The sequence below is a fragment of the Nocardia sp. CC201C genome (genome assembly GCF_030010695.1).
Lineage (GTDB): Bacteria > Actinomycetota > Actinomycetes > Mycobacteriales > Mycobacteriaceae > Nocardia > Nocardia otitidiscaviarum.
In genome coordinates this window covers 1-6,384 of sequence record NZ_JASCXP010000427.1, presented here as the reverse complement: position 1 = coordinate 6,384, position 6,384 = coordinate 1, and the positions used below count along the sequence as shown (strand labels likewise).

Here is a 6,384-nt window from a genome sequence, read left to right as displayed (position 1 = left end):
CTGGTGGCCGCCGCCGAGGCCCTCCACAAGCGCCTCTGACGGGCGATCGGGCGGCCGATGGGATCGCGGGGACCGTCGGCCGCCCCACAGCCGCCACAGCGCCCACAGGCGCCTCTCGGAGATCACGGTTCGCAACGCTCGCCGTACGCCCCTCCACGACCACCGGCCCCGCGCGTCGCGATCGGACCCCGCACCCCGGCGGCCGGATGCGCCGCACCATGTCCGGTCAGCGGTGTGACCTGGCCCATACGCCGTAAAGTACAGTCTCCGCATGGGAGTTAATCAACGCGCCGCGATCGTGATGACCGACCAGGAGATCACCGATTTCCTCGAACGCAGCCGCATCGCCACCCTGGCCACGCTCGGCCCCACGGGCACGCCGCACCTCACCGCCATGTGGTACGGCCTGATCGACGGTCACATCTGGTTCGAGACCAAGGCCAAGTCGCAGAAGGCCGTCAATCTGCGCCGCGATCCGCGCGTCACCGTGCTGGTCGAGGCCGGCGACACCTACGACCAGCTACGCGGTGTGTCCATCGAGGGGCGGGCCGAAATCGTCGATGATCCCGAGGCGCTGTTCCGGGTCGGCGTCAGCGTGTGGGAGCGCTACACCGGCCCCTACAGCGAGGATATGAAGCCGTTCGTGGAGCAGATGCTGAACAAGCGCGTGGCCGTGCGCGTGGTGCCGAAACGGGTGCGCAGCTGGGATCACCGCAAACTCGGCATGCCCGCGATGCCGTTGGGCGGTTCAACCGCGAAAGCCTTGGACTGAGAATCTCGTTCGGCACGCCTCGCGCGAACCCGGCGAGAACAGTGAAAGGCCCCCAACCGAGGTTGGGGGCCTTTCCTTGTAGTCCCGACGGGATTTGAACCCGCGCTACCGCCTTGAGAGGGCGGCGTCCTAGGCCGCTAGACGACGGGACCAGGATTGGTTGCGAGCAACCGAGAGCTCCGGAAAGCTCCGCTGGGGTACCAGGACTCGAACCTAGAATGGCTGAACCAGAATCAGCTGTGTTGCCAATTACACCATACCCCAATGACCTGGGCGTTCGGTCGCTCCCTTGTGGGGCTCTCGACCTCGCTTCCGGCCGAGAAAGAGATTACCAAACGCCACCCGGTCAACTACAAATCGGCTGGTCAGACCCCCTGTTTCCGGTCATTTCGGGCCGCTGGCGACCAGTGCGGCACGCAACCGGGCCATGGCGGTCTCCCGGCCGAGCAGCTCCAGGGACTCGTACAGCGGCGGGCTGATGTGCGACCCGGTGACGGCCACCCGCACGGGCGCGAACGCCTTGCGCGGCTTCAGGCCGAGCCCGTCGATGAGCGCACCCTTGAGCGCCTCCTCGATCGGGGCGGCGGTCCACTCGGAAACTCCGTCCAGTGCGGAAACGGCCGCTTCCAGCACCGGAACGGCGTCGGGGCCGAGATTCTTTTGCGCGGCAGCCTCGTCGACGGTGAACTCGTCGGCCGGGACGAAAAGGAACTTCAATAGATCCCACGCATCGCCGAGCACCACGATCCGGGTCTGCACGAGATCGGCCGCAATGGAGACCAGCTTGTCGTCCACCTCCGCGCCGATATGACCGTGTTCGGTCAGGTAAGCGCGCAGCCGGTGAGCAAAGTCACCCGGTTCCAGCAAACGAATATGTTCGGCGTTGATCGCATCGGCCTTCTTCTGGTCGAAACGCGCCGGATTCGAATTTACTTTCGAGATATCGAACGCCGCCACCATCTCCGCCATGGAGAAGACGTCATGATCATCGGCGATGCTCCAGCCGAGCAGCGCCAGATAATTCAGCAAACCCTCCGGAATGAACCCGCGGTCGCGGTGATGGAAGAGATTCGACTCCGGGTCACGCTTCGACAGCTTCTTGTTCCCCTGCCCCATCACGAAGGGCAGATGGCCGAACTCCGGGGTGAACTCGGCGACCCCGATCCGCCGCAGCGCCGCGTACAGCGCCAACTGCCGCGGCGTGGACGACAGCAGATCCTCGCCGCGCAAGACGTGGGTGATCCGCATCATGGCATCGTCGACCGGGTTCACCAGCGTGTAGAGCGGATCGCCGGTGCCGCGGGTGAGCGCGAAGTCCGGGACCACACCCGCCTTGAAGGTGGTCTCCCCGCGCACCAGATCGGTCCAGGTGAGGTCGTGGTCGGGCATCCGCAGCCGGATGACGGCGGGGCGGCCCTCGGCCTTGTAGGCGGCGATCTGCTCGGCGGTCAGATCGCGGTCGTAGTTGTCGTAGCCCAGTTTCGGGTCGCGACCGGCGGCCCGGTGCCGGGCCTCCACTTCCTCAGGGGTGGAGAAGGATTCGTACGCCTCCCCCGCCTCCAGCAACCGGCGCACCACGTCCACGTGGATGTCCCTCCGCTGCGACTGCCGATACGGGCCGTAGGGCCCGCCGACCTCGGGTCCCTCGTCCCAGGTGAGGCCGAGCCAGCGCAGGGCGTCGAGAATCGCCTGGTAGCTCTCCTCGGAATCACGTGCGGCATCGGTGTCTTCGATGCGGAAAACGAAGGTGCCGCCGGCATGGCGGGCGAAGGCCCAGTTGAACAGGGCGGTGCGGACCAGGCCGACGTGCGGCGTGCCGGTGGGCGACGGGCAGAACCGGACCCGGACGTCGGACCCGGCGGGCGGGGAGTGGGGGTGTGACATCAGCTCTTCTCTCGATCAGCGTTTGGTGGCAACGGGATTGGTGAGGGTGCCGATGCCCTCGACGGTCACGGACACGCTCTGCCCCTCCCGCATCGGCCCCACGCCCTCCGGCGTGCCGGTGAGGATGACATCGCCGGGCAGCAGCGTCATCACGGTGGACACCCACTCGATCAGCTTCGGGATGTCGTGCAGCAGTAGCGAAGTACGGCTGCGCTGCTTCACCTCGCCGTCGAGCTCGGTGACGATCTCCAGATCCGATGGGTCCACCGAGGTTTCGATCCACGGCCCCAGCGGGCAGAAGGTGTCGTAACCCTTGGCCCGGGTCCACTGGCCGTCGTGACGCTGCTGGTCGCGGGCGGTGACGTCATTGGCGACGGTGTAGCCCAGAATCGCCGAGTGGGCCTTGGCGGCCGGGACGTTCTTGAAGGCACCGCCGATGACGATGGCCAATTCACCCTCGTAATCAACCTGAGAAGAGCTGGGCGGCAGGATGATCGGCAGGTTGGGGCCGATCACCGAGGTATTCGGCTTCATGAAGATGACCGGATCGGCCGGGGCCGGGCCGCCCATCTCCTCGGCGTGGGCCGCGTAGTTCTTGCCGATGCAGATCACCTTGCTCGGCAGGATGGGCGCGAGCAGCCGCACGTCGGCCAGCGGCCAGCTGCGGCCGGTGAACGTCGGTGTACCGAACGGGTGTTCGGCGATTTCGCGGGCGACGGTGTCGCCGTCGTCTCCTTCGATGCTGACGAAAGCGACCCCATCGGGGCTGGCAACTCGACCTAGGCGCATGGGTCGCAGTCTATCGACCGGCTTCCACCTGCCCGAACGTGCCCGGCCAAGGGCGGCCACGAACCTCGGACGCCCGGAACACGACGGCCGCGCAGCGGCCGAGCCACCCTCTCCGACACCCGTCGCGGCGGATGTGAAAACGACCGTAACGCAACGCAACTCGACGGAAATCGACAAGGCCGTCGAACCGCCGCGCCGGTGTGAGCAAACAGACAGCTCGCCACTGGAATCGACTTGCGCCACGGGTGTACCGTGAGCGACGATGCCCACAAAGTAAGACACCTATCCTACATATTGAGACGCGAGGTGATGGCCGTGGCCACCGTGACCCAGATCGGCACGTCGAAACGGTGGTCCATGCTCGCGCTCGGCGTCTTCGCACAGGCCGCCAGCGCGGTCTTCGTGCACGGCACCCCGTTCCTGTTGCCCGCCCTGACCGAGCGCGGACTGTCGCTGGCCACGGCCGGTCTGCTGGTGTCCATGCCCACAGTGGGCCTGGTGTGCACGCTGATCGCCTGGGGCTACGTGGTGGACCGCATCGGCGAACACCGGGTGCTGGTGGCCGGACCGGCATTGATGCTGGTCGCGGGCGTGGCAGCGGCCACGGTCACCGATTACGCCGCGCTCGGCGCACTGCTGTTCCTGGGCGGCATGGGCGCTGCCAGCACCAATGGCGCGAGCGGTCGGGTGATCGTGGGCTGGTTCCCGCCCGAGCGCCGCGGCCTGGCCATGGGCATCCGGCAGACGGCCCAGCCGCTGGGGGTGGGCATCGGCGCGCTGAGCATCCCCACCGTCGCTGCGGCGCACGGCTTCTCGACCGCCATCCTGGTTCCGGCCGTGATGGCGGGGCTCGCCGCCATCGGCTGCTTTCTCGGCATCGTCGATCCGCCGCGCCCGGAACCCACGGGCGCGTACGGCCGACCGGCCAATCCGTACCGAGGTGACGCCACCCTGTGGCGCATCCATATCGTCTCGGTGCTGCTGGTCATCCCGCAGGCGTCGCTGTGGACCTTCGCACTGCTGTGGCTGCACCGCGATATCGGCTGGTCACTGCCGGTGGCCGGGGCGGTGGTCACCGCCACCCAGCTGCTGGGCGCGGGTGGCCGCATCGGCGCGGGCATCTGGTCCGACCGGGTCGGCAGCCGCTTGCGACCGCTGCGCACGGTGGCCGTCGCGGCCGTGATCTCCATGGCCGCCCTGGGCGTCACGGCCTGGCTGGAATGGTGGTGGCTGGCGGTCCCGATCATGTTCGCGGCCTCGGTCATCACCGTCTCGGACAATGGCCTCGCCTTCACCGCGGTCGCCGAAATCGCCGGACCGTATTGGAGCGGACGCGGTTTGGGCATCCAGAACACCGGCCAGAACCTGGCCTCGGCGGCCCTGGCCCCCACCTTCGGGGCCCTCATCACCGTCGCGGGCTTCCCCGCCGCCTACCTCCTGGCCGCCGTAATCGCCGTGGCGGCCGTCCCATTGGTGCCCGCCGACCCGAAACCAGGGGCAACACAGTGACTCCCGTGACACCGATACACGGAAGCGACTGATGTGACATACACATCCACGCTGGTGATCCGCCCGCGCGCATCACCCTCGGACAACCGAACGCCCGCGCCGGAAAGGTCTTCCAGCACGGGCGTTTTCGAGGTTGAAGCCACAACACGAAGGGTTGCCGCGATCGGCGGCCGCCGCGGCGCGAGAGCTCAGGCCCGCCGAATCACACCGAGGCGGCGATGCGGTCGCCGACCTCGACGGTAGACGCCGCGCCGGTGCGGGCGGCGAGGTCCTTGGCGACGGCGGCCTCGATACGGGCGGCGGCCTCGGCGTCGCCGAGGTGGGCGAGCAGCAGGGAGACCGAGAGGATGGCGGCGGTGGGGTCGGCCTTGGACCGGCCCGCGATATCGGGGGCGCTGCCGTGCACCGGCTCGAACATGGACGGGTTGGCGCCGGAGGCGTCGATATTGCCGGAGGCGGCCAGGCCGATACCGCCGGAGACGGCGGCGGCCAGGTCGGTGATGATGTCGCCGAACAGGTTGTCGGTGACGATCACGTCGAAGCGGCCCGGATCGGTGACCATGTGGATGGTCGCGGCATCGATGTGCTGGTAGGCCAGTTCGATATCGGGGTACTCGACGGCGACCTCGTTCACGGTGCGCTGCCACAGCGAACCGGCGTAGGTGAGCACGTTGTTCTTGTGCACCAGGGTGAGATGCTGGCGGCGCTGCTTGGCCTTCTCGAAGGCGTAGCGCACCACGCGCTCGATGCCGAAGCGGGTGTTGGTGGAGACCTCGGTGGCCACCTCGTGCGGGGTGTTCACCCGGATCGCGCCGCCGGTACCGGTGTACGGGCCCTCGGTGCCCTCCCGCACGACGACGAAGTCGATCTCCGGGTTGGCCGACAGCGGCGAGGTGACGCCGGGGTAGAGCTTGGACGGGCGCAGGTTCACGTGGTGATCGAGTTCGAACCGGGTGCGCAGCAGCAGTCCGCGCTCGAGCACGCCGCTGGGCACCGACGGGTCGCCGATCGCACCAAGCAGAATCGCGTCGTGCTGCTTCAGCTCGGGCAGCACGGAGTCCGGCAGGATCTCGCCGGTCGCATGGAACCGCTTGGCTCCCAGGTCGTATTCGGTCTTCTCGACACCGGGCACCACCACGTCGAGCACCTTGAGGGCCTCGGCGATGACCTCGGGACCGATACCGTCGCCCGGGATGACAGCGAGTTTCATGAACTTTGCTCCGTTCGGATATGACGCCCGTGAGTTGCGCTCCGCCGCATCGACGGGCGGAGTGATCCACGGGCCACGATAGCGGGTACCCGCTCGCTCACCCGCACCAGGGCAACCGCATCTCAATCAATGGGATGAGGCCGCAGCAGGTGAGGTAGGCAACTTCCCAATCTATGAGATTTCGAGGCCCCGACTGCACCCGGAACGCGGCCCGCCCCCC

The 6,384-nt window shown here is 67.6% G+C and carries 5 protein-coding genes and 2 tRNA genes; 2 read left to right on the top strand and 5 right to left on the bottom strand.

From position 1 onward, the window contains the following. The first annotated feature begins 271 nt into the window (after positions 1 to 271). Positions 272 to 772 carry a PPOX class F420-dependent oxidoreductase gene (locus QK444_RS30650; protein ID WP_282785581.1) on the top strand — a complete coding sequence of 167 codons (501 nt, stop codon included), beginning with the start codon at positions 272 to 274 and terminating at the stop codon, positions 770 to 772. Between the two features lie 79 nt (positions 773 to 851). Here the strand turns inward: QK444_RS30650 and QK444_RS30645 are convergent. The 4 genes from QK444_RS30645 to QK444_RS30630 form a co-directional block, all read right to left on the bottom strand. After that, positions 852 to 924 (bottom strand) — tRNA-Glu (locus tag QK444_RS30645). A gap of 40 nt (positions 925 to 964) precedes the next feature. Next, positions 965 to 1,036: transfer RNA gene (locus tag QK444_RS30640), tRNA-Gln, on the bottom strand. A 120-nt stretch (positions 1,037 to 1,156) separates the two neighbouring features. Continuing rightward, on the bottom strand, positions 1,157 to 2,656 hold the full coding sequence (gene gltX, locus QK444_RS30635) for a glutamate--tRNA ligase (protein WP_282785580.1): 1,500 nt from the start codon (positions 2,654 to 2,656) through the stop codon (positions 1,157 to 1,159). A gap of 15 nt (positions 2,657 to 2,671) precedes the next feature. Then, positions 2,672 to 3,445 (bottom strand): fumarylacetoacetate hydrolase family protein, encoded by a 774-nt coding sequence (locus QK444_RS30630; protein WP_029930121.1) that lies wholly within the window; start codon positions 3,443 to 3,445, stop codon positions 2,672 to 2,674. 315 nt (positions 3,446 to 3,760) lie between these two features. Here QK444_RS30630 and QK444_RS30625 point away from each other — a divergent pair, with 315 nt between their 5' ends. Continuing rightward, positions 3,761 to 4,954 carry an MFS transporter gene (locus tag QK444_RS30625; protein WP_282785579.1) on the top strand — a complete coding sequence of 398 codons (1,194 nt, stop codon included), beginning with the start codon at positions 3,761 to 3,763 and terminating at the stop codon, positions 4,952 to 4,954. 202 nt (positions 4,955 to 5,156) lie between these two features. Here QK444_RS30625 and QK444_RS30620 read toward each other — a convergent pair whose 3' ends face one another. Next, the gene (locus QK444_RS30620; protein WP_282785578.1) at positions 5,157 to 6,164 is read right to left on the bottom strand and encodes a 3-isopropylmalate dehydrogenase; all 1,008 of its coding nucleotides are present in this window, start codon (positions 6,162 to 6,164) and stop codon (positions 5,157 to 5,159) included. Positions 6,165 to 6,384 lie beyond the last annotated feature (220 nt).